The sequence below is a fragment of the Niveibacterium sp. genome (genome assembly GCF_041909475.1).
GTDB lineage: Bacteria > Pseudomonadota > Gammaproteobacteria > Burkholderiales > Rhodocyclaceae > Niveibacterium.
Map to the genome: position 1 here is coordinate 44,029 of NZ_JAYRDJ010000014.1, position 24,985 is coordinate 69,013.

Sequence of the window (24,985 nt, forward strand, 5' to 3'; positions counted from 1 at the left end):
CTCCGCTTACTTCTGGATCAGGTAGTCGTTGGATGCCAGCACCAGGTACACCGCGAGGCGCACCCGGTTTTTGCGGGCAGTGTCCGCCTTGGTGGCGTCGGTAGGGATCGCGATGGCGGCAACCGCGTCGCGAATCGTCTGCTTGGTACCTGCGCTCATGGTGTTGTGCGTCAGCAGCAGATCGAGGCGGGCCATCAGGTCGTCAGGCTTTTCGGCCAGCGCGAGTTCGGCGGTGAAGTCCGGCTGCACATCGCGCACGTTGTTGGTGGCGCTGCCAACGCCGCTCGCCACGGCGCTCTGCATGAAGTTCAGGTAGCCGGCGATCGAGGTTTCGTTGGTGATCTGGAATTCCGGCGCGACCAGGGCGCGGTCGGCGAGCGAAGTGCCTGGCGGCACATAACCGGGGCGATAGAAATTGAACACCGAGGGCGAACGCAGCGGGCTCTGGCCGAGGCTGCTGCTGTTCGAATCGGTGTTGCCGACGAGGTAGCGGCCCGATGCGGAGCTTGCCTTGAAGGCGCGCAGGAAGTGGCCGAGGCGCACGATCGGTTCGCGCACCTTGCCGAAGTCGTCGCGTACCGCGTAGCTGGCGCCGCGCGCTTCCGGGTCCAGCAGCACCGCGCGGATCACCGCCTTCATGTCGCCGCGCACGCCCTGGCCATTGTTCGCGAAGGCGGCCGACACGCGTGACACGTAGGCCGGGCTCGGGTTGCTGGTGACCAGGTGCTGGATCAGCTGTTTGCCGATGAAGGGGCCAACGTTGGGGTGGCTGGCAAGGCGGTCGAGCGCCGGCTTGAGGCTGGCGGCCGGGTCGGCCTTGGATTGAGCGGCCACCGTTACGCCGAGGAACTTCTTTTCCGACAGCGAATGGAATTGCGTGTAGCCCTGCATCGATTTCACTTCGCGATCCGGGTCGGCGTCTGCGCCCCAGCCCCAGAAGCGTTCGTCGCCGGTATCCGGGCCGGCCCAGCTCCAGCCGGTAAATACCTTGGCGAGGCCGGTCACGTCGTCGTTGGTGTAGGTCTCGATCGGCTTGCCGTCGCTGCCGATCTTTTGCGTGCCGTCGGGGTTGAGTTCGTAAAGCCCGATCGAGAACAGTTGCATCACTTCACGCGCGAAGTTCTCGTCCGGCGCGCGGCCCTTAGCCGGGTTTTCCTTCTGGTTGCGCAGGTGCGAGAGGTAGATGCCCATCATCGGGTGCATCGCCACGTCTTCGATCAGCTGGCGATAGCTGCCGAAGGCGTTGCGGCCCAGCATGTCGTAGTAGGACGCCATGCCGCGGATGTTCTGTGACAGGTTGCCGTCAAAGGACACGACGAAGATCTCGGACAGCGCGAGCGCGACGCGCTGGCGGAGCTGGTCGTCGCCGGTGACCGCCTGCTTCCAGAAACTTTCGAAGAAGTGGGATTGATCCAGCGATTTGCCGGCCGCCAGCGTCGTCTGCAACTGGTCGACCGTTGCCTGGTGCAGGGTCTGTGGTTTTGCGAACTCGGCGTCGATCCACGCGCTGAAATTGCTCGTGCTCAGTGCGTCGATTGAAGATGGGGTCGGGCCAAAGCTGGCCTGCTCAAGGAAGCGCGCGGCCTCACCGGGCGTGGGGGAGGCGACGGGCGTGGGCGTTGTGCCGCCACCGCCTCCGCATGCGGCCAAGGTGGCCAGAGCCAGCGCAGCCGTGAGATTACGAAATTCCATGAAAATCCACCCCCGAAAATCAACAAATCCGCAAATATTCTATGAGAATATGCGATATGGGTGGAGTGTGATAAATTATGCATTTCTTGTCGGAAGACCTCCGACGTGAAATCAAGGCCAGGCGCGCGCACCGAAGAGCATCCGCTTTGCGACGAAGTGCCGCAGTGGCGACACAAGATCCAGTGCCAGCAGGCCGGCGCCGCGGGCATGGGTCAGCAGGGGATCGTCGTTGGAGAACACGCGCACCAGTGAATCGGTGAAGCCGATTGTGCTGCGGCGGTCGAGCAGGCGGCGCTGTGCATAGCGGGCGAGCAGGGCGGGCTCGCCGGGGTCGCCTGCGTCGGTGAGGGTTTCGGCGAGCGCCCAGACATCGCGCAGCGCAAGGTTGAAGCCTTGCCCGGCCACCGGGTGCAGCGTCTGTGCTGCGTTGCCGAGCCATACCGTGCGGCTTCCCACCGCTTCGCCGCGTACCCGCAGACCGAGCGGGAAGCGCGCCCGTTCCAGGGTTTCGACGAACTGCACGCGGCTGCCGAAAGCGGCCTGCAACGCGACCCGGAAGGCCGCTTCGTCCTGCGCCATGCGGGCATCGGCCTGCGCCGCCGGCATCGTCCACACGACCGAGTAGTCGTCGCCCAGCGGTAACAGCGCGAGCGGGCCGTCCGGCGTGAAACGCTCGTAGGCAATGCCGCGATGCGGCGCGGCAAGGCGGGCGCGGCAGATCACGGCGTGCTGGCCGTAGTCGCGGCTGCGTACTGCGCCGTCCGTCTCGCCGGCGACGGCACCCTCGCAGCACGCCAGCAGTTGTGCCGCGATGAGCCGGCCGTCTCGTGTGTGGGCGTCGACCCGGTCGGCCGAGACAGCTGTCGAGGTGATTTCGGTGTCGTGCATCAGTTCGATGCCGGCACGCGAGACCGCTGACGCCAGCGTGCGATACAGCAGTGCTGCCGGAGTGACATAGCCCAGCGCCGGCACGCCGTATTCGGCCGCCTGCATCTGCGTGCGGCCGAGTGCGCCGCGCTGCGATACATGGATCGTCGTGATCGGCGTTGGCCCCTGTTGCGGCCACGCGCCCAGATGCTCCAGCGTTTGCCGGCTGCCGTGCGACAACGCCAGCACCCTTGCGTCACGCTCGCCGGCGCCAGCCGGTCGGGCGTCGGCAAGCCGCACGGCTTGGCCGCGGCGATGGAGTGCGAGCGCGAGTGCGAGGCCCACCGGGCCGGCGCCGACGATCAGGATGCCGCGTTCGGATGCTGCTGCGTCTTGGGTGTTGGGCATCTGAGGAGTCCGGTGATGTCAGCGGTCGCGCATCAATGCTTCGATGTCGGCGACGGCCTTGGGGGCGTGGTGGCTGAGGACTTCCGGTTCGCCATCGGTGACCAGGACGTCATCCTCGATGCGGATGCCGATGTGCCAGTAAGCCTCCGGTACATCGTCGGCGGGGCGGATGTAGAGGCCAGGCTCCACCGTCAGCACCTGGTTCGGCGCGAGCGGGCGCCAGCCGCCGTCCACCTTGTAGCGGCCGACGTCGTGCACATCCAGCCCCAGCCAGTGCCCGGTGCTGTGCATGTAGAAACGGTCGTAAGCCTTGCGTTCGATCAGGCCGTCCACGTCGCCGCTCAGCAGGCCGAGGTCGCTCAGGCCCTGCGTGAGCACGCGGACTGCAGCGTCGTGGTAGGCGTTGTACGGTTGGCCCGCGCGCGCTTTGTCGATGGCCGCCATTTGCGCGGCGAGCACGAGTTCGTAGAGCGCTCGCTGCGGCCCGCTGAATCGGCCCGAAACCGGGAAGGTGCGCGTGATGTCCGCTGCGTAGCCATCGACTTCGCAGCCGGCGTCGATCAGCAGCAGTTCGCCTTCGGCGAGCTGTTTGCGGTTGTCGACATAGTGCAGCGTGCAGGCGTTGCTGCCGCCGGCAACGATAGGCGTGTAGGCGGCCGAGCGGGCGCCCTGGCTGATGAATTCATGCATCAGCTCGGCCTCCACCTGATACTCGAAGTGGCCGGGGCGGGCGAAGCGCATGGCGCGTGCATGGGCTGCGCCACTGATCGCGGCGGCTCGGCGCATCGCGGCGAGTTCGTCGGCATCCTTGTGCAATCGCATCTCGTCGATCAACACGCGCAGATCGCGCACGCAGGTGGGCGGCGTGACGCCGCTGCGGGCGCGGCCGCGCACGGCGTCCAGCGCGCGCACGATGCGGCTGTCGTCAGCGCTGTCGGCGCCAATGGTGTGGAACACCGCGGCACGGTTGGCGAAGTGGTCGGGCAGACGGGTGTCGAGTTCGGCGATCGGCCCGGCCGCGTCGAAGCCGAAGTGCGCAGCGGCGGCCTCGGGGCCATGACGGAAGCCGTCCCAGATCTCGCGCTCGGGGTTCTTCTCACGGCAGAACAGGATGCTCTCGCTGCCCTTGTCGTCGGCAATCAGCAGCAGTGCGGCCTCGGGCTCGCTGAAACCGGTGAGGTAGTAGAAGTTGCTGCCGAAGCGGTAGGCGTACTCGGAGTCGCCGTTGCGCATCGCCTCGCGCGCGGTCGGGATGTAGGCCACGCCACCACCGGCGTCGCGCATCAGTTGGGCGAGGCGGGCGCGGCGTGCGGCGAAGGGCGTGGGGTCGAAGTGCATCGGGTGTCCTGTCGGCGACTCAGTCGGCTTTGCCGGGTGTGACCGCAAGGCGGCGGTCGAGTTCGGCGAGCTGCGCCGGTGTGCCGATGTTGTCCCAGCCGCCGGTGTGCAGTTCGCCGCTGGCGCGGCCTTGCGCGATCAGCGTGTTCCAGATCGGCCGCATCGCGAGTTTGGTGCCAGCGGCGATGTGATCGAAGAGTCGCGGGCGGTGCAAGCTGAACCCGGCGTAGTTGTACTTCGGCGAGCCCTCCAGCGCGAGCAGGCCGTTAGCGGTGAGCGCGAAGTCGCCGCCTGGGTGGAAGGGCGGATTGGGCACCATCACGAGATGCGCATCGGGCAGTGTCGGGTCCGCCACCATCGCCTTGAGGCGTGGTACCAATTGCGCATAGTCGTAGTCGCTGAAGATGTCCGCCGACACCGACAGGAAGGGCGCCTCGCCAATCACCGTGCGGGCGTAGGCGATGCCGCCGGCGGTTTCGAGTGCCTGCTGCTCGCGCGACCACGCGATGCGCACGCCCCAGGCGCTGCCATCACCCAGCGCCGCTTCGATCTGCGCGCCGAGCCAGGCATGGTTGATCACCAGTTCGGTGAATCCGGCCGCGGCGAGCTTTTCGACATGCCATACGATCAGGGGCTTGCCGCCCACCGTCAACAGTGGTTTGGGTGTGTGGTCGGTGAGCGGGCGCATGCGTTCGCCGCGCCCGGCGGCAAGGATCATCGCCTTCATCGCGGCAATCTCCGCAGTGGGGTGACCCCGCGCCCGGCGGCCAGTGTCTGCCGGGAGGTGTGTGGCGCGCGTGTCAAAACGTCAGGCCTTCGGTTTTTTCGACCGGATCGAGCTTGTCGAGCAGTTTTGCGAGTGGTTTGAGTTCGCGGTAGCGCTCGGCGGTTTTGCGCAGATAGCGCATCACCAACGGCATGCTTTGCAGATAGGCGTCCTTGCCGTCGCGATAGCAAAGGCGCGCGAAGATGCCCAACACCTTGATGTGGCGCTGCGCGCCCATCCATTCGTAGTCGCGATGAAACTCGGCGAAGTCCTCCCGCACCGGCAGGCCCAGCGTGCGCGCGACTTCCCAGTAACGCACCAGCCAGTCGATCGTTAGCTCCTCGTCCCATTCGATGTAGGCATCTTTGAACAAGGACACCAGATCGTAGGTGATCGGGCCGTACACCGCATCCTGGAAGTCCAGCACGCCGGGATTGCCATCCGACAGGTGCATCAGGTTGCGCGAGTGATAGTCGCGATGCACGAAGACCTTGGGCTCGGCGAGGTTCACGTCGAGGATGCGGTCGAAGACTTCGTAGAGGTCTGCCGTTTCCGCGTCGCTCAGCGTGACGCCCTTGTGACGCGCGATGTACCAGACCGGGAACAGTTCCAGCTCGCGCATCAGCAGTTCGCGCGAGTATTCCGGCAGTACGCCGGGCTGGCTGCTGCGCTGGATGCTGGCGAGCGCGCCCAGCGCGTCGGCGTAAAGGTGTGCGGCGTTGTCGGCCGTGAGTGCCTGCAGGTAGGTGGTGTTGCCGAGGTCTGACAGCAGCAGGAAGCCGTCTTCGTGATTCTCGGCCACCACCGCTGGCACATGGGCTCCGCTGGCACCGAAGAGCCGCGCCACCTTTACGAAAGGTTTGCAGTCTTCGTGCGTGGGCGGCGCATCCATCACGATCAGCGAAGGGCCGCCATCATCAAAGCTAGCGCGGAAATAGCGGCGAAAGCTGGCGTCGGCCGAGGCGGGGCTCAGCGAGAACGCGCGGCCGGGGTGTTGCTGCGCGACCCAGTTGCGCAGGAGTTCGAGTCGATCCAAGCCAGGGCTCCAGTCACGGCCGTGCGTCCCGCAGGGGCGCGGCCAAGTGCTTGATGTAAAATCGCGGATTTTAGCAAACGGGCCTCGCGCCCGGCCGCCACGCGTGACCCAATTGAGCCGACCGAATCTGCGCCTTGCCCTGCCGCTGCTTGCCTGCGGCCTCGTGGCCGCCCCTTTGCGCGCGGCGGAGCCGGCCGGCTATTCGATCAGCGCCTTCCGCGCTGCGATGGCGCAAGCCGCGGTAGCGGTGACGGTGCGCCAGCCCAAACCGCCTGCCGCGCCGAAGGAGCACACGGCAACCGTCGTCACGGCCGACAAGATCGAAGGCCAGCAGGATGTGCGCGTGGATGCCAGCGGCCGTGTGGTGGTCGAGCGCGATGCGACACGGCTCGACGCCGATCGCGTGCAGTACGACCTGCTCAGCGATGAAGCCGTGGCTACCGGCGACGTGGTGCTCAAACGTGGCACCGACACGATCCGCGGGCCGCGTCTGCGCTATCGCGTCGAAGAGCAGGTCGGCGAGTTCGAAACACCCACTTACGAAATCGTCCGCAAGCGCCCGGCACGTGTCAGCAAACAGGCGATCAGCGCCGGCATTACGCGCCCGGCGGATGTGACGGTGCACGGTCACGGCCAGGCCGAATCGATCGAGCTGGAAGGCGAGAACCGCTACCACCTGAAGAATGCGACCTTCACGACCTGTGAGGCGAACGACCCAGCCTGGTATGTGAAGGCGAAAGAGCTGGATCTCGATTTCGACCGCAACGTGGGCGATGCGACGCACGGCACCTTCCACTTTGGCGGCCTGCCGGTGATGTACGCCCCGGCGGCGCCGTTCCCGCTCAGCGGTGAGCGGCGCTCGGGCCTGCTCGCGCCGACGATCGGCATTTCGAACGTGACGGGTCTCGACGTCACGCTGCCGTACTACCTGAACCTTGCACCGAACTATGACGACACCCTCGTGCCGCGCTATATCGCGCGGCGCGGGGTGCAACTCAACAACGAGTTCCGCTACCTGAAGCCGGGCTACGTCGGCAGTCTGCGAACTGAATACCTCGCCCGCGACGAGGTCTACGGCGAGTCGCGCAGCGCGGTCAGCTTCATCCACGACCAGCAGTTCGGGCGAGGGTTCTCCGGGCGGGTGAATTACAACGCGGTCAGCGACAAGGATTACTTCACCGACCTGAGCTCCCGCGTCACGCAGACCTCGACCGACAACCTGATGCGCGAGGCCTCGCTGAGCTACAACGCGGGCAGCTGGTTCTCCGGTTCGGTGCTGACGCAGCGGATCCAGTCCCTGACCGGTTCGCCACAGTACAACCGCTTGCCCGTCATGACCGGCCTGGCCTACCTGCCCGAAGTCGGCGGCTTCTCGCTGAAAATGCCGATGGAAGCGGCGAACTTCCACCGCTCGGACTCTGACCAGGGCTGGCGGACCTATGTGTACCCGCAGGTCGCCTACAACTTCGTGCGTCCGGGCGGCTTCATCACGCCGAAGATTGGCGTGCACGCAACCCGCTATGCGCTGCAGGATCGTGTTTCTGCTGGCCCGCTCGATGAATCGCGGGTATTGCCGATCGGCAGCGTGGACGCCGGCCTCTTCTTCGAGCGCGACAGCCACATCGGCCACCGTGACGTGGTGCAGACGCTCGAACCGCGCCTGTACTACCTGAAAGTGCCGTACCGGAACCAGAACACGCTGCCGGTGTTCGACTCCGCGCCGATGGACTTCGGTTTCGCACAGATCTTCTCCGAGAACCTGTATTCCGGCCAGGATCGCTACGCCAACGCGAGCCAGATCACCGGCTCGGTCACATCCCGCCTGCTCAATGCCGAGAACGGCGAGGAGCTGGTGCGCGGTGCGTTTGGCGTGCGCATGTACTTCGAGGATCAGAAGGTCACGCTGCCGGGCGAGACGCCGCGCACCGAACAGCTGGCCGACCTGTTGGGCGCTTTCTCGGGCCGCGTGCTGCCGAACACCACGCTGGATCTTTTCGCGCAGTACAACCCGCGCGATACGCGGATGGAGCGCGGCACCGTCGGCCTGCGTTACCAGCCGGGCTTCGCAAAAGTGGCCTCGGCTTCGTATCGCTACCAGCGGCAGTCCTATACCGACGTCGACCTCGCGTTGCAGTGGCCGGTGGTGAACAACTTCTACGTCGTCGGTCGCGTGAATGGCGACATTCGCACCGACAAGCTTACGCAGGCGATCGCCGGCCTGGAATACAACGGCGGCTGCTGGGTGTTCCGTCTTGCAGCCGAATCCTTGCTCAACACTTCGGGCGCCTACACGAACGCGTACTACTTCCAGTTCGAGTTCGGTGGTGCCATCAGTATCGGTAACAGCCCGGTTTCGCTGCTCGAACGCAGTGTGGTCGGCTATGGTCGAATCAGCCAGCCGGTGTCCGATCCGGTCTTTGGCTCGCAATGACACACGTTCCGGCCGCTCATACGGCCAAGAGGAAGCAACGCATGAAACGTCAGATCCGCACCCTGCTCGCATCGATTGCCCTCTTAGCGGGCTGCGCGTGGGCTGCACCGCAGCCCATCGATGCGATCGTCGCGGTGGTCAACGACGAAGTGATTACCGCGCGCGAGCTCGATCTGCGCGTGGATCAGGCTTCGCAACAATTGAAGAAGCAGGGCACGCAGCTCCCGCCGCGCGAAGTTTTCGCGCGCCAGATGCTCGAGCGCATGGTGTATGAGCGTGTTCAGCTGCAGTACGCGCGCGAAACCTCGGTGCGCGTCGACGACGCCGGGCTTGAGCGGGCGCTGCAGCGCGTGGCCGAGAACAACAAGATGACGACGGCCCAGTTCCGCGCTGCGCTGGAGAAGGATGGCATGTCGTGGAGCCTGTTCCGCGAAGACGTCCGCAATGAGATGACGCTGGGCCGGCTGCGCGAGCGCGAGGTTGAGAGCCGCGTGATCGTGACCGACGCCGAAGTTGATGCCTTCCTCGCGGCACAGTCGGCAACCGGCAACCAGGAAATCATGGTCGCGCATATCCTGCTGCGCGCCCCTGATGCTGCAACACCCCAGCAGTGGAGCAAGCTGCAGCAGCGCGCCGAGAGCCTGCTGGCTCGAGCGCAAGCCGGCGAGGACTTCGCCAAGCTTGCCGCCGGCAACTCCGATGCACCGGATGCGCTGCAAGGCGGCAATCTTGGCTGGCGGCGTGTCGATCGCCTGCCGACGCTCTATGCGGACGCCGTGCGTCTGCTGCAGCCGGGTGCCCTGACGCAGGTGCTGCGCAGCCCTGCCGGCCTGCACATCGTCAAGTTGCTGGACAGCCGTGGCGGCGCTGACAGCGCGCCGGTTTCGGTGCAACGCACGCATGTGCGGCACATCCTGATCAAGACATCCGAAACTGTCAGCGATGCGGAGGCGCGCCAGCGTCTGGAGCAGTTGCGCGACCGTATCCAGCGTGGTGCCGATTTCGGCGACATGGCCAAGCGCCATTCGAACGACGGTAGCGCTCCGAAGGGTGGCGACCTGGGCTGGATCAACCCCGGCGACACCGTGCCGGATTTCGAACGCGCGATGGACGCGCTGCCGATCAACGAAGTCAGCCAGCCGATTCAGTCGCCGTTTGGCTGGCATTTGATCCAGGTGCTGGAGCGCAAGACCGAAGACGTCTCCGGCGAACGCCGTCGCAACCAGGCGCGCGGCGCATTGCGCGAGCGCAAATCCGACGAAGCCTTCGACGACTTCGTGCGGCAGCTGCGTGACCGCGCCTTCGTGGAACTGCGCCCGCCCTACGCGACCGCACAACCATGAGCGTCGCGTTGCCGGTACTGGCGATCACCTGCGGCGAGCCGGCAGGTGTCGGGCCCGAGCTTGTCGCAACGCTCGCGCACCACAGCGTTGCCGCCCATCTGATTGCCATCGGCGATCGCGACCTGATCGCCGCGCGTGCAACCGCACTCGGCATCCCCGCTACGCAGCGGGACTGGGTGCCGGGCAGTGCGCGTGAAGCCGGTGTGCTCGATGTGCTGCATGTGCCGCTTGGCGTGCCTTCGCAAGCCTGCGTGCTGAACGCGGCGAACGCCGCCCATGTACTTGCAATCCTCGATTCCGCGATCGATGGTTGCATGGACGGCCGCTTTGATGCGATGGTCACTGCGCCGCTGCACAAGGGTGTTATCAACGATGCGGGCGTCCCCTTTACCGGTCACACCGAGTATCTGGCCGAGCGGACGCACACCGACCGTGTCGTGATGATGCTCGCAGGTGGTGGTCTCCGCGTCGCACTGGCCACCACACACCTCGCGCTGAAGGACGTGCCGGCGGCGCTCACAGCAGCGTCGCTGACGCAGACCCTGCAGATCCTGCATGCGGATCTGCGCCAACGCTTCGGGTTGGCGCAGCCGCGCATTCTGGTGGCGGGCCTGAATCCGCACGCCGGTGAATCGGGCCACATGGGGCGCGAGGAAATCGACGTGATCAGCCCGGTGCTCGACGCGCTGCGTGCGCAGGGCATGACGCTGATTGGCCCGCTGCCCGCCGATACGCTCTTTACACCGCATCAGCTGGAGCGCGGCGACGCGGTGCTGGCGATGTATCACGATCAGGGTCTGCCGGTGCTCAAGTACGCGAGTTTCGGCGGCGGCGTGAACATCACGCTGGGCCTGCCGATCATCCGAACCTCGGTCGATCACGGCACGGCGCTGGATCTCGCGGGGACCGGGCGCGCCGATCCGGGCAGCCTGCATGCCGCGATTACCTGTGCGATCGACATGGTGGCGGCGCAACGCAGGGGGCGCACATGAAGCGGCGCGAATTCATTCTGGCTGCCGGTGCCAGCGCCTTGCTGGCGGCGTGCGAGACGACGCAGCCGAAGCCGCAGCCCGAGCCGCCCAAACCTCAAGTGCCGGCGACGCCACCTGTTGCGCGCGCCAAGCCGAAGATCGGTCTAGCGCTCGGCGGAGGGGCGGCGCGCGGCTTCGCCCACATTGGTGTGATCAAGGCGCTGGAAACGAACGGCATTTCGCCGGACATCGTCGTTGGCACGAGCGCTGGCAGTGTCGTCGGGGCGCTCTACGCAGCAGGTTTTGGCGCCTTCGATCTGCAGAAGCTCGCGTTCCAGATGGAAGAGAGCGCCTTCAAGGACTGGGCCTTGTTCGATCGCGGCTTGCTGAAAGGTGAGGCGCTCGAAGCCTTCATCAACAAACAGGTCTCGAACAAGCCGATCGAAGGCCTCAAGCGGCGCTTCGCCGCGGTGGCCACGGACCTGCAGAACGGCGAACCCGCCGCGTTTTCGGCCGGCAACGTCGGCTTGGCTGTACGTGCGTCCTCGTCGGTTCCCGGCGTCTTCTCGCCGGTGGTGATTCGCGGCCGGGAGTATGTGGATGGCGGTCTCGTCAGCCCGGTGCCCGCTCGCACGGCACGCACGATGGGGGCGGACATCGTCATCGCGGTCGATATCTCCCAGCGCCCGTCCGGCAAGAAGGGCGCAGGGAGTGTCGACGTGCTGCTCGACACCATCGCAATCATGGGCAATCGCATTGCCGACTATGAGCTTCGCGATGCCGACGTGATCGTGAATCCGAACATCAAGGGTTTGCCGGCCGCCAATTTCCAGCAACGTCACGAGGCGATCTTGGAGGGCGAGCGCGCCGGTTTCGGCGCGATCCCGCGGATCCGCGAACGCCTCGCTGCGTGGGATGCGAAGCGATGAGCCGCCCGCTCGACGGCCACCTCGCGCGCAAGCGCTTCGGCCAGAACTTCCTCGTTGATCAGAACATCATCCGCAAGATCATCGCCGCGATCGCGGTGAAACGGGGCGAGCCGATCGTCGAGATCGGCCCCGGGCTCGGTGCGCTGACCGCGCCGCTGATCGTTGCTGCGGGCCATCTGCATGTGGTGGAGATCGATCGCGACCTGATCGCGCGGCTGAAAGAGAAATACAGTGCCGAACAGATCACGATTCACGAGGGGGACGCGCTTAAGTTCGACTTCGGCATGCTTACGCAGAAATCTGAAGGAGCCCTGAAAGTTGTCGGCAACCTGCCTTACAACATCTCGACGCCGCTGCTGTTCCATCTCGCCGACTATGCCGCCGGCGTGAAGGAAATGACCTTCATGCTGCAGCGTGAAGTGGTCGATCGCATGGTCGCGGACCCCGACGAAGAGGCCTATGGCCGTCTCGGCGTGATGCTGCAGTACCGCTTCCACATGGCGAAGCTGTTCGACGTGCCGCCAGGCGCCTTTCACCCGGCGCCCAAGGTTACCTCCGCGATCGTTCGCCTGATCCCGAAAGCGGCGTCGGAACTCGATTGTCGCGACGAGGCCCTGCTTGCCAAGATCGTTACAGCAGCCTTCGGTCAACGTCGCAAGACGCTTCGGAATACCCTCAAGGGCACTCTCGACGACGCTGGTTTCGTGACGCTGGGCATCAACCCGGGCGCCCGCGGCGAGACGCTTTCGCTCGCTGACTTCGTCCGCATTGCGAACTTCTGCGCAGCCCCGACCGAGTAACGATTCCGGCGCGCAAAACAAAAGGGGCACGGTATCTACCGTGCCCCTTTGTATTTGGTGGGCCTCCTCGGAGTCGAACCGAGCACCAACGGATTATGAGTCCGCCAAATACGATATTTTTCGACGTTGATCTGGATTCTTGGATTCTTCAAAAGTCACGTAAAAACAACGCATTAGTGCAGATTTGTGCGTGAAGCGATAGATGCCGAAGGTTGAGCGATGTTGCTCCGCATCCTAGAATCCGCTTACAGATGGGTTACATGGAGAACAGCGGATCATGGCGAAAGAGCGGCTTACGGCTGGACGCGTGCGCGATTTCGCCTGCGAGCCAGGCGTCGCGCAAAGCTTTCTGTGGGATACCGAAACGGCAGGGCTGGGTGTCCGTGCAACCGTTGGCAGCGACAAACGCGCCTTTATCTTTCAGGGCAAGCTGGGCGGCAAATCCCTGCGCATGACTATCGGCGATGTTCGCACATGGGGCATAGACGAAGCCCGCAAGGAAGCGCGCCGCTTGCAAGCATTGATTGACCGAGGCATCGACCCACGGGACGAGCGCCGCCAGTTGGATGAACAGCGAGCCGAGCGGCGGCGCATCGCCGAGCGGCAAGAGGTCAGGGTTTCCTGCGCGTGGGACCGTTACGTCGAGACGCGATCCCCTAGATGGTCAGAGCGACACATCGCCGACCATGCCGTGATGACAAAGCAGGGCGGGGAGGCGTGGACGAGAGGGCGCAAGGGCGGCGCGACCGTAACGGAACCTGGGCCGCTCGCGCCATTGCTTGCGCTGAAACTCTCCGAGCTAACCCCTCCGCGGGTGGGCGAGTGGCTGCGCGGCGAGGTTGATCGCCGCCCGACCCGCGCCGCACTGGCGTTTCGTTTGCTGCGCGCGTTTGTTCGCTGGTGCTCTGAGCAGTCGGAATACGCCGACGTGGTGCCGCATGATGCGTGCGCAACGCGCGGCGTGCGTGAGCGAGTGCCTGCCGTTAAAGCCAAGCAGGACGTGCTCCTGCGCGAGCAGTTGCCCGCGTGGTTCGCCGCCGTGCGCCAGTTGTCGAACCCCGTAGTCGCCGCCTACCTTCAAGCGTTGCTGCTCACTGGCGCGAGACGCGAAGAACTCGCGCGGATCAAGTGGGATGACGTCGACTTCCGATGGGGGCGCATGACCATCCGCGACAAGGCGGAAACAGCGAAGCATGGCGAGGGTGAGGGGTTCCGGGTTATCCCGCTGACACCCTATGTGGCGGCGCTGCTGAATGCTTTGCCGCGTCGTGTTGCGGTGGTCAATGGCAAGCCCGAAACAAACCCCTGGGTATTCTCGTCGCCCTATTCCGCATCTGGGCGCATTCAGGATCCGCGCGAAGGACACGGCAGAGCGTGCCTTGCTGCGGGCATCGACGCGCTGACGCTACATGGTCTGCGCCGCTCCTTTGGCTCGCTGGCGGAATGGGTTGAAATTCCTACCGGGGTTGTCGCGCAGATACAGGGCCACAAGCCGAGCGCGACAGCCGAGAAGCACTACCGGGTGCGTCCCGTTGACCTGCTTGCCGTGTGGCACGGCAAATTTGAGGCGTGGATTCTTGAGCAGGCCGGAATTGCGTTCGACGCCGAGAAAGTCGTTGCGCCCTTGCGCATTGTCGGGCAGTGATCGGGCTGGGCATCGGACCCGTCGTACCACAAAGGCAAAGTTCACCTTTGGGTGACCTTCTCATTTGGCGCGCTTTGGCACGTGTTAGCGGGGAAGCGCAATTCCCAATCGTTATGCGGGCGCACGATTGACGTTTCAGGCTGCCGTCGTAAATCAACGCCGTTTCGTTACAGAACATGCGACCGCCACGCAACCATTGGGCTAACGCCTCGCGCTCGACCTCGGGGCCAACTCGATCGGAGTGCCAGCATGTCGTTAAGGCGCCCGCCTGTATTCTTAAAAGAACATCTAGCGGCGGATCGTGACGCCATCATCCTGTTGTCAGCGATCCTTCCACTGTGCACAGGAGACAAACATGCCCAAGTTTCAGCCCGGCCAGTCCGGCAACCCTGCCGGCCGCAAACGCGGGCAGTCCAACCGTCTTACCGAACAAGCGCGGCAGATGCTGAAGGAGGCCACGCCTGCAGTGCTGGAGGCCACCATCAGCGCCGCCAAGGCAGGCGACGTGCAGGCCCAGCGCCTGATCCTGGGGCTGACCCTGCCCCGGCGAATCCGTGAGCCCATCGCCCTTCCTGCGCTGAATACCCTGGCAGGGGTGGCTCAGTCCCTGGAGGTGCTGGTGCGCAGTGCGGCGGCGGGGGAGCTTGAGGCGGATGAAGCACGCACCCTGGCCGCCGTGGCCGAAGCAGCTGGCGCCCGCCTGGACGCCGAACGGCAGGCCACCGAGCTGTTTGACGCGATCCTGGCGGAGGTAACGGCCGAATCCCCGGAAACGACCCGACGCATCACGGCCCGACTGGCGGCGCTATGGGATGTGGGGCCTGCATCCGGCCTGTAATCTGCAGGGTAGGCTACTGCCGTGAGTCGTAAGGGGCTGCCTTCAAAGGCCGGACAACTTTTTCAACCGGCGGTAGCTGCCCGTCGATTTCGGCGTCAGGTTTTTCATGCACCAGGCGGCGCATCCTCCCCGCCTAGCTGCGGCAGCTATGCTGCAAACCGCGCCACTGCCGCCGCCAGCTCCCGCGTCACCCCCAGGTCCGGCAGCCGCGCCTGGAACACCGCTAGCAGTTGCCGGTAGTACCACACCGTGCCCGCCTGCCCGGCATTGAAGCGCAGGAAGACCTGCGCGCCGACGCTGTCGTGGTCAGCGGCGATGGCGCGTGCGTTGTGCAGCTTGTCGCAGGCGGATACCAGCAGCGCCTCCTCTGGTTTGGCTGACAGCGCCGCCAGATAGGCTTCCTTGCGCGCCCGCCAGTTGCCGGCGCCCCGTTCGCCCCCCGGTTCACCGTCGGTGCAGGCTTCTACGATGGATAACACCCGCTCGCCGAACTGCTCTCGGATTGGCTCCGCGTACTCTGGTCCGCAGTCTTCCAGTACATCGTGCAGCAGACCGGCGATGGCCTGATCCTCGTCGCCCCCTTGCTCCAGCACCAGGCTGGCTACCGCCAGCACGTGGGATGCGTACGGGATGTCGGTGCTCTTGCGCACCTGTCCGGCATGGGCCTTGACGGCCAGTTCCACGGCGCTTACGAAACGTTTAGTCAGCATTCATCCCTCTCTTTCAGGTTTCCTTTCCGATCGTCCATGGGCACTCCCGATTTGTGCAACCAATCTATCAACAGGTGCCAGTGGCCGAATGCTGCCCGCAGCGCCTGAATCAGCTCGGGGCCGTCCGCGGGAACGGTACCTGTCAGCAGGCCGAGCGAGGCGCTCAACAGAGGCACGTACTCCGCCCGTACCTGGTACGTGCACACTAGCCCCACGTCTGCCTGCTCCCTGCGTTCGAACTCGACGCTGCCGTTCGCCCAGGCACGCAGACATGCGCTGGCCCGCGGTTCGGCGGACAAAGGCAGGCATAGCAGTTCCCGTTCTTCCCGAGCATTCCGCTCCTCCGGCGGCCGGAGTACCGCTTGCATGAAATGCTGGAACGCACCCCCGCTATCGCATCCGTAGTATTCCCGGAGGAAGCCGTGGGACGCCCGGCGCTTCTCCTGCTGGCGGGCCTTGATCTGCTCGTACAGCCACGGCGGACTATCGTCGCAGATCAGCAGAATATCCAGCAGGCCAACCCAGTCCGCCTCGCCCTCCTTGAGCAGGTAAAGCGCAACCTCCCCCAGTTCCTCGGCAAGGACATGCAATGGGTCTTCGAGGGAAATACCCCAGCCCTGGGGATAAACGAAGGGTAGTGCGTTGTCTCGCGGCTCCCAGGCAAACCAGGCCCATTGTGCTGGCGTGCGCACGATCTCGTCCGGCCATTCCTCTTCAAGGGCATCGCACAGTTTGATGGTCGCGGCACAAAAGCAGCCTGGCTGCCAGTCATCGAGCAGATTCAGCATGTTCGCCTCCTTGGCGTCTGATGATATGACGTGCGGAGGCTCGCAGCGTGAGCCCGGCTATATGTGGCGAGAGGGAGGAGGCCGTGACGGCGCTCCCTCGCCGTCACCCCGCGAGCTTGTCGTTCAACTGCTTGAACACGTCCCGCCCCATGTCGTCGTCAGCTACCGCGAACAGGAACAGGCAGCGGCCGTTGCTGGACTTCTCCCACTGCTGGCCCACCTGGATCTTTTCCTTGGAGTCGTCATTGGTCTTGTACGGCTCGCCCTTGTACTCCACCACCAGCACGCGGCCATCGGTCAGTTCCGCGACGAAATCCGGGTAAAAGTAGTCCGAGGCGGTTGGCAGCCAGAATGAGCACTGGGGCTGGCGCTCGATGTTCCGCACCCACTGCTTTACCTTCGGGTGGGCGTCGATGGCCATCGCGCAGCGGAACTCCTCCCCGAGCTTGCCCGCTCCGGTCTTCTCGCGCAGGTCGTGCACCACCGGGTAGAAGTGCCTCTTGAACTCGTAGCCGCCTTGGTAGACGTTCCGCGCCGGATACTTGCCCGGATCGAACTGGAAGCTGTATTGAGCCATGTCTTCCAGCTTGGGCACCGCCATGTCGAACAAACGCCCCTGAAAGCCCTTGCGCATGGCCTCCCGGCGCAGACGCTCCACCTCCGCCTTGATCGCGTCGGCCAGCTGGAAGCGCGCGCGGACCAGTGCCGTCAGGCTCAGGCCTTGCCCTTGGATGAGGAGGGAAAGCAGCTTCACCAGGTAGGCCTGCAACTGGAGTTGCGACACATCGGCCTGCCGCACCTGCACATCCAGCCAGCGCACCAGGTCCTGCTCGCTGACGTGGCTTGCCACCTCGTTGAGCTTGAGCTGCTGCGCGTCCACGTGGCGGAACTTCACCTTCGCCCCGTTCACGTCAATCTCGAAGGAATTGACCGTCTCGTGGATCGCAAACCCGGCCAGTTGCACCGGGCTGTCCAGCAGGCTCCACTCGCCCAGCTGCGCCAGGGTGTCCTTCTCCACCACTTCCAGGTAGCCATCAAGCGCCAGACACAGCTGCGGGATGGGGGCGAACTGCAGCCCCAGTTGTGCCGGCGCCTTCATGGCCTGGCGGATGGCCCGATGATCGGCGAACTGCTGCGCCACCGCCTCCTTGGCCTTGGGCGGCAGGACGGCGCTGACAAAGGCCTCGGCCTGCTTCAGGGTGTCGCCATCCACGTTGCCCTTCAGGACCAGCGTAGCCCCCTGCGAGGTCGGATGAATCTCCACCTTCGCCTTTAGCTCTTCCGGCCAGTGCTGGGTTTCCGGAACCGCCGGCAGCTGGATATGGCAATCCGGCAGCACCACGGCTTTCAGCACAGCCTCCGGCGCGCCGCCCGCGCCGCCGCTCAAGGGCAAGGGCAACTGCGGTACGATCAGGCCCGCCGTGTCCAGCCGCTCGAAACCCATGTTCGCCACCAGCCGGTCGCGCAGGTTGTTGGCGGCTTCGGCAAAGTTGGTCGCCACGATATGCGCATAGGCTTTGTTCAGGGCCGGCTGGCTCCGGTCCCGGGCATAGGGCATGCGCAGCACCCGGCCCAGCAGCTGCTCCACATCCTTGGCGGAATTCACCGACTGCAGGCTGGCGAGCACGTAGGCAAAAGAGCAGTCCCAGCCTTCCTTCAGTGCCTCTACCGTGATGACGTAGCGCACCGGGCAGGCGGGGTCGAACAGGTTGATGCCGTCCAGCTCCTTCTGCGTGCCGGTCGCCACGGCGATCTGCTCCGCCGGGATCTTCTCCTGCTCCATCAGATGCTGCCGGACCACGTCCACCGTGGCCTGGCCCCCCTTCGGCATGGCCTGCACCAGAGCGATGGGGCGCACGTAATCCGCCTCCTTCTGGGCGACGGTTTCCAGCCCGTCCCGGGTCAGCACCGCATCGCGCAGGCACTCGCGCCAGCCCTCCGGGTGTTCGGCCAGGACGATGGGCAGCTTGATCATCTGCTCGGCCCGCAGCTCCTGCGCGGAGACGTGGTACAGCACATTGTTGCCCGCCACCGGCGTGGCCGTCAGCTCCACCACACAGCGCGGGTTGAGCCGGCCCAGCGTCTTGAAGAAGCGGTCGGTGCGGTTGTTGTGCGCCTCATCCACCACCACCAGCGGGCGGTGCCGGTGTATCCAGTTCGCCACCGACCACTTCACCCGGCCCAGGTCCTTGGCGGTCAGGAAGGGCTGGCTGGCCAGATCGGCCTCGGTCACCTTCTCCAGCCCCGCCGTCACGGCGGGCGGCAGGTCGCGGAAGTGCTCGGCCAGCTCCTCGAAGAAGGAATAGACGTTGCGCTTGCTGGTGTCCGACACGTTCAGAGACTGGATTGTGGTCACCACGATGATGCAGGCCTTGCCCACGTCGCTCGTTCCCACCGTCTGCAGGCTCTCCAGATCGCACACCCGGACCCGGTCGCCAAAGTCATGGGCCAGCGCCTGCCGGTAAGGGTGGCGGATGTCGGAGAGGGCCTCGATGGTCTGGCTGCGGATGGTGTCCGACGGCGTCAGCCACAGGGCAATGGGCGCGTCGCTGTCCATCAGCGTCTTGCCCACCAGGGCCACCGCATGGGCCGCCAGCAGCGTCTTGCCGCCGCCGGTGGGCACCCGCAGGCAGACGCAGGGAATCTCCGGGAAGATCTCGTGGTAGCGCTCCCCGTGGCGCTGCTGCTGTTGCAGCACCTCCTGGAAGGCCTCGGCCACGGACACGTTGCGGCTGCGCGTCAGGAAGCCTGCCAGCGCGTTGAGGGCGTCGTCCTGGTATTTCTTCAGTTTCAGCATGGAGCAGGCTCTCAGCGCATGGACACGTCGTAGGGGATCTGCTTGAAGTGCACGCCTTCCGCCGCCATGCGTGCCGGCCCCAGGCGCGAGGTTTCGCCGTACACCACGAAGGGCAGCGGCTGCGGACACAGTGCCCGCAGGTGGGCCAGCAGCGCGCTGGTCAGCACGTTGCCACCTGCCGGTCGCCGGTCGCCCAGGATGCCGTTGTAGAGCAGGAAGTAGGCCTTGCCGTCATGCAGGCCCAGGAAGGGGCTGTCGAAAGCCTGCTGGCCCGGCGCGCCGGTTTCCACATGCCAGACGTAGGCCGCCAGCGTGGGGAACTTCACCGCCGCATTGAGCCGCCCATGCTCATCGAAAGCGGGCTCGCCCAGGGTGTGGAAGGAGAAGCCACCGCCGCCCTGCCAGCCCACCACCTCGCTGATGCCGCCTTGTTCGCCCGCGATGACCTTCTCCAGCCGGGGCACGCAATGGGTGCGGGCATGCTGGCCCATCTCGATGCCGATGTAGCGCCGGCCCATTTTGTGGGCGACGGCGGCGGTGGTGCCGGAGCCGAGGAAGGAGTCGAGAAGGAGATCGCCGGGATTACTGGCAATTTCAACAATCCGCTTCATTAGCCCCTCTGGTTTTGGAGTTTCAAAAGAAGCCTTCTCCCCAAAAAGAATCTCCAGCTCCCTTGCTGCATGTTGGTTAAGGCCGACATCATCCCAAATGGTGGGTGCAGTCATGCCTGGTTTCGCTTCCGTTTTAAACAGTTTTCGCATTGGCGTCCCCGCAGTTCCGTCCTTTCCCCAGAAGAATCGACGATCTGCAACCATTGCTAGCATCTCTTCCCGGGCGTAAACCCAGCAACGACCTTTACGTGGCCACACCTCTTTGCCAGTGAATGGATTCACGACTGGATAGACCAGGCTTTCGACATATCGCCCTCCCTTGGCGTTGCCGGTCGAATCAACTTTCCGAAAAGGGCCACGTTCATCAAAACCAAAGGGCTCTTCGTAAAGCTGATACTGGGAATCAGCCTTTTCGGTCCGCTGCATCAGATTAAATGCCTCTTCCGCTCGCGTTTTTTTGGCTGCACCCACACGTCTACATGCATAAACGAGTATGTGGTCATACGTAGAGCCAATTTTTCGATCATTTGGGGCACCATCTCGCCGTTTCCATGCGACGTCCGCTATGAAACAACCACGCCCAAAAACCTCATCCATCAATACTTTAAGGTAGTGCGCCTCGTTGTCGTCGATGCTCACCCAGATGCTGCCATCCTCCGCCAGCAACTCCCGCAGCAGCACCAGACGCGGATACATCATCGACAGCCACTGGCTGTGCTCCAGCCGGTCGTCGTAGTGCTCGAAGGCGCTTTGCGTGTTGTAGGGCGGGTCGATGAAGATGCACTTCACCCGCCCCGCATAGAAAGGAAGCAGCGCCTTCAGGGCCAGCAGGTTGTCGCCCTGGATGATGAGGTTGCCGGCAGCGGCGGCAGGGTCCCCATGGGTGGTGTCGTGCTTCAGCAGGTGGTAGGGCACCTCGCGGGCGGTGTCCTTGGCTTGGTTCTTGTTGACCCAGTCGAGAAACGGCATGTGGCTTGGGGAGGGGCAGAATAGGAAGGCGGCATTGTATCGGGCTGCCGTCCCGGACAGCGCTCACCACTGCCCAAGCATTGCCCGGCCCCGCATCTTCGTGACCGCACTGTGCCGGCCCGGCTGACCCGACTCTGCCTTTCCACCGCTCGGTGCGGGGAGTGGATGTGGAAAGATGTGGTCCGAAGGAGCCAAAAAGCGGGGGTAAGGCACTGAGCCTCGCGGCCCTACATGCTCACCCGGTGGCCACGGGAGCGGCGTTGCGGACGCTCGCTTCATTCCATCGGAAGTGCCCGTTATGACGAGCCCTGCCTCGACGCAGGCGCGTCACCTGGGGGCGGGGCTAGTCCGCCCGTTCGGTGGCCCGATTAAGGCAGTAGGCCCGGAGCCCTTCATTGCGTCGACAGGCCTCGATCAGATCCTTGATGGTCGCCGCGTCATCCTCGCCAATACTGAGCAGCCAGGCGTTGATCGCGCTTTCCTGCACAGCATTCAGGTCTGATGTAGGCGCGTTGGCCTGCCGCTCGAACGGAAGCGCCGCCATGGCGCCCGGATGGCCGTTCAAGAGTTCGGCATGCGTTTCCGTCGGGTGGCACGACACTTCCCGCAGTGCGCAGTCGTCGGTGTGGCGCTGCTGCCCGTCATGCTGCGGTCGTTCGGCCAGGGGCGGGTGAAGGTTGCTAGCCGGCAGTCTGGCTTTCCCGACAGGGGGGGGCATGGAAGAGCGAAGTTCACCATGTTCACCAACTTCGCACGGCCCTTTAAGTTCTGCGAGCAGGGCGGGCTTGCTGTGGCGGATTCTCGTGACCAGATCAGGAGTCAATACCCCTTGCGGGGCATCTAGTTGCAGGCCTCCATCGGTATCGAGGGTGACGACGATGCCAAGTTGGGCCAGATGGGAGAGGTTCATACTTTCACTACCTCCCGCTCGTATGGAGGTTGTGAACTTGGTGAACTTTGTCCTTCCATGTCCTGCCTCGTGGACGGAAGTGAGGGACTCGCGGCGCGAAGTACGCAATGCACACCGTCACGTTTGGGTTTCGCGTCGACTGACAGGTAAATGCCGATCTGCCGGAGCGCGGGGGCAACCCGGCGCAATGCATCGCCCAGTCCTTTGGGCGTCCTGGGCCAGTAGTCGCCGCGCTCGGTGTTGTTGGCAGCGTTCAGTCGGTTCAACGTTTCCAGCAAACCGTTGACCGTACCCGAGTAATGGCGACCCTGTTCGACCAACTCAATGCATGCTTGAGCTACGGGTGACGCGTCGATCGTACGGCGAATAGCGTCTTTTCGGTGGCTCACGTACTGCTTCAACCATTCACCTGCCACGCTCCCTTTGGCGCGGTGCATCGCCTCGCCAAGCTCCGCGAAGTCGGCCATACGCGGACGCTCGGCAGGGGCAATCATGACCTCGGGCAGCGTTGCCAGGGTCTGGGCGAACAGGTCGAGCAAACCGGCCATGATCGCCGGGGCTTTGCGCTCAAGTGCTTCGGCGTGCTCGGCCTCGGTGAGTCGCTGGGTAATAACCGGTACGCACACAGCAATCGTTCTGTCGAGCAGGTCGGGGCGGGTCACCACCGCGCCGATACCGTTCAGCATGATCGGGTTGTGGGCCTCAATGATGTGCTCTTCGCCGTTGGTGAACAGCAGGCGGCCGGCCTGACCTCCTCCGGTGCTGATCGTGCACAGCGCGTCAGACAGTTCGGGCGAGAGGCCGGACAGGTTTTCCAGGCTGATGACGTGGTTCGATCCGGCGGCTACGAACACATCTTCCACACCCTTGGGGCGGCCGCGCAGCATGACCTGGTTCGGGTCGAGAAAGCGGCGCAGGGTTTCCTGCGTTGTGCTCTTGGCGGATCCCTGCTCGCCGATCAGCTCCAGCACGGGGTACGGGGTGTCCGGGCGCAGCGATTCGAGCTGCCAGGCCAGAACCAGCGGGCGATCTTCCTGGGGGATGTTGACCAGTTCCCACAAGGCTTCGATGTGGCCCGGTGCGACCGGCAGGGGGAGCGAACGCATGGCCTTGTTGCGTGTGAAGCGAACTAGCGGACGATCCACGATCTGCCAGCCGGTAGCGGTAATGAGGATGGCCCGCCAGTGTTCGTCACACAGATCGAGCCAGTAACCCGCACCGTTCTTGGCCACTCTGAGCGCCGGCTCATGTTCTTCGCCGTCGAACTTGGCCTTGCCCGACAGCGTGTTGCTGGCGGCCTTGATCGTTTCAGAGCTGGGCGCATCACCCATTTCCGAATACGCGAGCCAGCCCATCCACTCACGAAAACCCGTCGAGTCGATGCGCCAGTGCTCGCGGTGTGAGATGCCGTCATGCGGGCGTTCGAAGGATGCAAAGGCGTTGCCTTCGGGGTCATGCCACAACTCACAGTGATTGGCGGCCAGTTCCGCAAGTTTGGTGGCAGCGGACACTCGCTCGCTGCTGGCCTCGACGTCACCACGGCTGAAGGTGTCGAGTGCCGCCATGCGGACCAGCGTGTGCGCTTGCTTCATCTTAGTTCTGGCGGCTTCGTATTCCAGCGGAGCCTGTGTGCGGATTGTGCGGAAGGCTTCGGTTACCTCGTTGCACAAATGGGCGGTCGGATCGTCTTTAACCGATTCAATCGTCCGTTCGATGATGGCCCGCGCCGCCGTGAGTTCATCCTGCGCGGGAGTGGTTGCATCGGCGAGCAGGTCCGGGAGGATCGACGATTTCGGCTGGTCGATGTGGGCAGTCTCCGGCTCGGGTGGCACGGCAATCGCGCTGTCCGACATGTCTGCGCCGGACAGGAGGGCGGGGGGCATCTTGATAGTCTCATGCATGGCGACCGCCCTTCCGGCGCAGCAGCGCCAGATCATTGAAGTCGCTGCCTGGTGCGCAATCGGGGAACTGTGGAACAGTCAGTTTCGCGCCGACTGCCTTTGCAGCCTCGGTGGCCTTGGTCAGACCAGGATTGCCGGGGGTGTTGCGGTCGTTGTCGGCACAGACCAGCAGTTCGGCTGCCGGCCACGCCTTGCGCGCGGCCTTTGCCACCGGCAGCAGATTGCCTGCATTCATCGCGCATAGCACCGGATACCCGGATTCTTCGTGCAGCGTCGCGCCTGTGGCCCAGCCTTCGCAGATCAGGATGGTTCTCGGGGTGGTCAGGTCGCCAATCGGCGAGAAAAGACCACCTGCCCGCGCTCCCTTGGAGAAGAGCTTGGCGCCATCCGGCAGAATCCGCTGGACGTTCCACAGCAGCCCAAGCGGATCGAGCAGCGGAACCAGCAGCGTGTTTTGATGCTGGCGCAGGTTGTAGGGCTGCACCTCCTTCTTGAGCAGGTAGGCATGAGTCGGATTGGCTTGCTCAGCCTTACTCCATTCGGCCTGCGCCAGAGCTGCAGCGGCTTCGTGTTGGACGCGACGTTCGAATTCAGCCTGGACGCGGGCGATCGCGAGCCGGTTGCTGATACTGGCGCGCTCGCTGGCGCTTAGGGGGAGGCCGCCAGCCGTCCAGGTTGATTGAATGCCGAGCTTCCAGGAGCCAAACGCGCCGGCCGGCCGGCCGTCCAGGTGCAGCAGATACCAGCCGTTCAGACTGCCGGCCTTGTCACCTTCCACGTGGAAGCGATGGATTCGACCATCGCACTTGATACCATCGGGCGGAACGATGCCGGCTGCATGCATGGCGCTGCTGAAGCGGTCGATTGCGTTCTGCATGGCGTTCATGCCTGATCCCCGGCGATCAGGGCGCCGATCTTGTCTGCCGGCCAGAGCAGGAAACGGTTAGGGCCCTTGCTCGGCCTGATGCCCAGGTAATGCCCGTCGCGGCACAGGGCGGCGCGCAGCGTCTGCGGGCGGACATGGAAGGCGGCGGCGGCCTGCTCGGTGGTCAGGGTTTGCGTGACGGTCGGCGCGTCATGACGCGATGAGGTCGGAGTTGTTCTCGCTGGCATTGTGAATCCCATCAAAAAAAGAGGACGGGACCACGGTATGCTGGGAATTCTTGTGGCGAAAAAACGGCGGAAAAGTGGCGAAAAACTGGCGGCTTCTTGGTGGGTTGCCGCCATCATTGCCA

20 protein-coding genes are annotated in these 24,985 nt (G+C 64.4%); 7 read left to right on the forward strand and 13 right to left on the reverse strand.

Annotation, left to right across the window (positions count from 1 at the left end):
- Positions 1–6 precede the first annotated feature (6 nt).
- The 5 genes from ACE3P0_RS10970 to ACE3P0_RS10990 form a co-directional block, all read right to left on the reverse strand.
- A complete protein-coding gene (locus ACE3P0_RS10970) occupies positions 7–1,692 on the reverse strand; it encodes a DUF1800 family protein (RefSeq protein WP_374402653.1) in 1,686 nt (561 codons plus the stop codon).
- Between the two features lie 111 nt (positions 1,693–1,803).
- The gene (locus tag ACE3P0_RS10975; protein ID WP_374402654.1) at positions 1,804–2,967 is read right to left on the reverse strand and encodes an FAD-dependent monooxygenase; all 1,164 of its coding nucleotides are present in this window, start codon (positions 2,965–2,967) and stop codon (positions 1,804–1,806) included.
- A gap of 18 nt (positions 2,968–2,985) precedes the next feature.
- On the reverse strand, positions 2,986–4,305 hold the full coding sequence (locus tag ACE3P0_RS10980) for an aminopeptidase P N-terminal domain-containing protein (protein WP_374402655.1): 1,320 nt from the start codon (positions 4,303–4,305) through the stop codon (positions 2,986–2,988).
- A gap of 19 nt (positions 4,306–4,324) precedes the next feature.
- Positions 4,325–5,032, reverse strand: coding sequence for an N-acetylmuramate alpha-1-phosphate uridylyltransferase MurU (gene murU, locus ACE3P0_RS10985; protein ID WP_374402656.1), 708 nt, complete (start codon positions 5,030–5,032; stop codon positions 4,325–4,327).
- Between the two features lie 73 nt (positions 5,033–5,105).
- Entirely contained in the window at positions 5,106–6,107 is a 1,002-nt protein-coding gene (locus ACE3P0_RS10990) for an aminoglycoside phosphotransferase family protein (RefSeq protein WP_374402657.1), read from the reverse strand.
- A gap of 112 nt (positions 6,108–6,219) precedes the next feature.
- Between ACE3P0_RS10990 and ACE3P0_RS10995 the strand changes: the two genes are divergently transcribed.
- The 7 genes from ACE3P0_RS10995 to ACE3P0_RS11025 all read left to right on the forward strand — a co-directional run bounded on the left by ACE3P0_RS10995 (position 6,220) and on the right by ACE3P0_RS11025 (position 15,064).
- Positions 6,220–8,538 (forward strand): LPS-assembly protein LptD, encoded by a 2,319-nt coding sequence (locus tag ACE3P0_RS10995; protein WP_374402658.1) that lies wholly within the window; start codon positions 6,220–6,222, stop codon positions 8,536–8,538.
- Between the two features lie 41 nt (positions 8,539–8,579).
- Positions 8,580–9,881 (forward strand): peptidylprolyl isomerase, encoded by a 1,302-nt coding sequence (locus ACE3P0_RS11000; RefSeq protein WP_374402659.1) that lies wholly within the window; start codon positions 8,580–8,582, stop codon positions 9,879–9,881.
- Positions 9,878–10,873, forward strand: coding sequence for a 4-hydroxythreonine-4-phosphate dehydrogenase PdxA (pdxA, locus tag ACE3P0_RS11005; RefSeq protein ID WP_374402660.1), 996 nt, complete (start codon positions 9,878–9,880; stop codon positions 10,871–10,873). The genes ACE3P0_RS11000 and pdxA overlap by 4 nt, the downstream gene beginning before the upstream one ends.
- The gene (locus ACE3P0_RS11010) at positions 10,870–11,781 is read left to right on the forward strand and encodes a patatin-like phospholipase family protein (RefSeq protein WP_374402661.1); all 912 of its coding nucleotides are present in this window, start codon (positions 10,870–10,872) and stop codon (positions 11,779–11,781) included. Before pdxA ends, ACE3P0_RS11010 begins: the two co-directional genes overlap by 4 nt.
- Positions 11,778–12,581, forward strand: a complete 804-nt coding sequence (gene rsmA, locus ACE3P0_RS11015) for a 16S rRNA (adenine(1518)-N(6)/adenine(1519)-N(6))-dimethyltransferase RsmA (protein ID WP_374402662.1) — start codon at positions 11,778–11,780, stop codon at positions 12,579–12,581. Before ACE3P0_RS11010 ends, rsmA begins: the two co-directional genes overlap by 4 nt.
- 277 nt (positions 12,582–12,858) lie before the next feature.
- Positions 12,859–14,226 (forward strand): tyrosine-type recombinase/integrase, encoded by a 1,368-nt coding sequence (locus ACE3P0_RS11020; RefSeq protein WP_374402663.1) that lies wholly within the window; start codon positions 12,859–12,861, stop codon positions 14,224–14,226.
- Positions 14,227–14,581: 355 nt separating this feature from the next.
- Complete coding sequence (locus ACE3P0_RS11025; RefSeq protein WP_374402664.1) at positions 14,582–15,064, forward strand: DUF5681 domain-containing protein; 483 nt, start codon at positions 14,582–14,584, stop codon at positions 15,062–15,064.
- 146 nt (positions 15,065–15,210) lie between these two features.
- Here the strand turns inward: ACE3P0_RS11025 and ACE3P0_RS11030 are convergent, their stop codons facing one another.
- The 8 genes from ACE3P0_RS11030 to ACE3P0_RS11065 form a co-directional block, all read right to left on the reverse strand.
- Positions 15,211–15,774 (reverse strand): HD domain-containing protein, encoded by a 564-nt coding sequence (locus ACE3P0_RS11030; protein ID WP_374402665.1) that lies wholly within the window; start codon positions 15,772–15,774, stop codon positions 15,211–15,213.
- Positions 15,768–16,562, reverse strand: coding sequence for a hypothetical protein (locus ACE3P0_RS11035; RefSeq protein ID WP_374402666.1), 795 nt, complete (start codon positions 16,560–16,562; stop codon positions 15,768–15,770). Before ACE3P0_RS11035 ends, ACE3P0_RS11030 begins: the two co-directional genes overlap by 7 nt.
- 103 nt (positions 16,563–16,665) lie before the next feature.
- Positions 16,666–19,359, reverse strand: a complete 2,694-nt coding sequence (locus ACE3P0_RS11040) for a DEAD/DEAH box helicase (protein ID WP_374402667.1) — start codon at positions 19,357–19,359, stop codon at positions 16,666–16,668.
- Positions 19,360–19,370: 11 nt separating this feature from the next.
- A complete protein-coding gene (locus ACE3P0_RS11045) occupies positions 19,371–20,939 on the reverse strand; it encodes a site-specific DNA-methyltransferase (RefSeq protein ID WP_374402668.1) in 1,569 nt (522 codons plus the stop codon).
- A 343-nt stretch (positions 20,940–21,282) separates the two neighbouring features.
- Positions 21,283–21,849: a hypothetical protein gene (locus ACE3P0_RS11050; RefSeq protein WP_374402670.1), complete on the reverse strand. Its 567-nt coding sequence runs from the start codon at positions 21,847–21,849 to the stop codon at positions 21,283–21,285.
- A complete protein-coding gene (locus ACE3P0_RS11055) occupies positions 21,846–23,750 on the reverse strand; it encodes a hypothetical protein (RefSeq protein ID WP_374402672.1) in 1,905 nt (634 codons plus the stop codon). Before ACE3P0_RS11055 ends, ACE3P0_RS11050 begins: the two co-directional genes overlap by 4 nt.
- The gene (locus ACE3P0_RS11060) at positions 23,743–24,636 is read right to left on the reverse strand and encodes a toprim domain-containing protein (RefSeq protein WP_374402673.1); all 894 of its coding nucleotides are present in this window, start codon (positions 24,634–24,636) and stop codon (positions 23,743–23,745) included. Before ACE3P0_RS11060 ends, ACE3P0_RS11055 begins: the two co-directional genes overlap by 8 nt.
- Complete coding sequence (locus tag ACE3P0_RS11065) at positions 24,633–24,980, reverse strand: hypothetical protein (protein WP_374402674.1); 348 nt, start codon at positions 24,978–24,980, stop codon at positions 24,633–24,635. The genes ACE3P0_RS11060 and ACE3P0_RS11065 overlap by 4 nt, the downstream gene beginning before the upstream one ends.
- Between the last annotated feature and the right edge of the window lie 5 nt (positions 24,981–24,985).